We start from the raw sequence: 2,143 nt of genomic DNA on the forward strand, positions 1-2,143 counted from the left end.
AAAATCAATATTTATAACCATCAAAATAACAATTTTTATAATTTCATAATGGGATAATCAATATAAATGGCCCATCATCAAATTTAATAACGCCTGTATTTACGAATAGTTCATCAGTAATTTTAATACTGCCTATCAAAAAATAGATAAGCCTTACCCCTTTTAGAAAGGGGATTAAAAAAATAAAGTATCTACCTTATAAAGGTTATCTGTTCAATTTCCTTCCCGAGAAACTGTATCGAATAAAAAGTATTTAATATTTGACTCATTATTAGTCTAACAAGCAGGAGTTAAGTAATGTTTATGTCGTGCTCTCGTCTCAATAACGAAAATCAGCCTGCATATGAGGTAAATTACGTATTCCTATCTTCTGACTGCAAATTTTCGACCAACTCTCTACAGCAGATTATCTGGTTTGGCTCAAATCCTCCATCCCATCCCCATTCTACAGCCCCAGTTTAATTGCCCTCGCTCAGAGAGTATTGAAAGAAGTTTAACTATAACACATTAATTTTTATTCATTATTTTGGGTTAAATAAATCATATTCAATCATTAGGCTAATCAATAAGCCTAACAAGCAGGAGTTAAGTAATGCCTATGTCGTGCAATCGTATCAATAACGAAGCCCAGCCTTCATATGAGAATACTTCTGAATCTTCCTCTTGCACATTCTCACTCAGTTCTCCACAACAGGTTGTCTGGCTTGATCAAATCCTTCGCCCTGATAATACCTGTTACAATATCGGTTCAGTGATTCTCATTGAGGGAGAATTAGATGAAGCGCTGTTAATTCAGGCTTTTAAAAATGTTATTGAGCGTCATGATGCACTCCGTTTACGATTGATTGATACGCAAGAATTACCCCTGCAAAAAATTGATAATACTTTACCTGTTTGCGTAACAGTGGATGATTTTTCCGGGCATGCCAACCCAGAAGAGCTGGCTGAACAGCATTTCCGCACAACCTTTTTACGCCCGTACGATTTAAATAATGAGTTATTCCGTTTTGAGCTGTTCCGGCTGGGTCATAAACGCTGGAACTGGCAGTTCTTCTGTCACCATCTTATCGGGGATGGAACCACTTTAGGGCTGATTACTGAAGAAATAGCCAACACTTACAGCCAATTGGCCAGAGGTGAAACAATCACTGAAAGCGCCCCCTCTTATATCGACTTTGTGGATGAAGACATCGCCTATCTGAATTCAAAACGCTATATACAGGATCTGCAATTCTGGCTGGAACGCTATGAAAATTTCCCCCCTGCATTACTTAAACCATCAAGTTCAGGCAAAACCACAGAACACCAGCCCCCTGAGCCTTTAATTTATCAATTTGACCGGACGCTTTTTCAGCGTATTGAAGAGCTGGTTGCGGCAAACGGGTTATCCGTGCTGCATTTTATGTATGCCGTTCTGGCCTGTTATTTTTTCCGTACAACGCATTTTTCACGCACTGACAGCACAGAGGAAATTGTTTTTGGCATCCCCGTACATAACCGTAAAAACATCAAACAAAAACGTATGGTCGGGATGTTTACCTCAGTGATCCCCGTAGGTATTACCGTGGATCCACATGATTCTTTTCTTGATGTTATGAGAAAAGTAGCAACCGAGTTGCGACGTTGTTATAAGCGCCAACGCTTACCCATTGCAGAGTTAAACCGACATTTACAAACCCGTCAGAAAACGGGCCAGAATCAGTTGTTCGATATCATACTGTCATATGAGAAGATCGAAATGAATGCCAGCCTGCCGGAAGCTTCACTCACATGTGTCAAAATGCAGCGCGGCAACCCGTTTCCTCTGATTGTTGCAATCCATCATTATGCTTTTACAACGAACAGTGAAGATATCCGAAAACCGGTGACACTGGAGTTTAATTACTCTCCCGATTACCTGAATCACACTGAGGTTACAGCACTTCAATCCCGTTTAGTTACCCTGATAGAAGCCGCGGTCTCTGCTCCGGAAACCCTGACCCGATACTTGCCGGTGCTGTCGCCGGCTGAACAGCAAAAAATATTGGTGGATTTTAATGCCACTCAGCAGAACTTTACGCAACATGTCTTAATTCATCAGCTTTTTGAGACTCAGGCAGAGCTGTTCCCCGATACCATTGCCGTCGAGTTTAACGGGCAAAAA

The 2,143-nt window shown here is 40.8% G+C and carries 1 pseudogene; it reads left to right on the forward strand.

What is annotated here, in order from left to right:
- Positions 1–598 precede the first annotated feature (598 nt).
- Positions 599–2,056, forward strand: a pseudogene (locus tag AACX38_RS20755) (condensation domain-containing protein); the annotation flags it as partial.
- Positions 2,057–2,143 lie beyond the last annotated feature (87 nt).

The organism is Xenorhabdus sp. PB30.3, assembly GCF_963895965.1.
GTDB classification, from domain to species: domain Bacteria; phylum Pseudomonadota; class Gammaproteobacteria; order Enterobacterales; family Enterobacteriaceae; genus Xenorhabdus; species Xenorhabdus stockiae.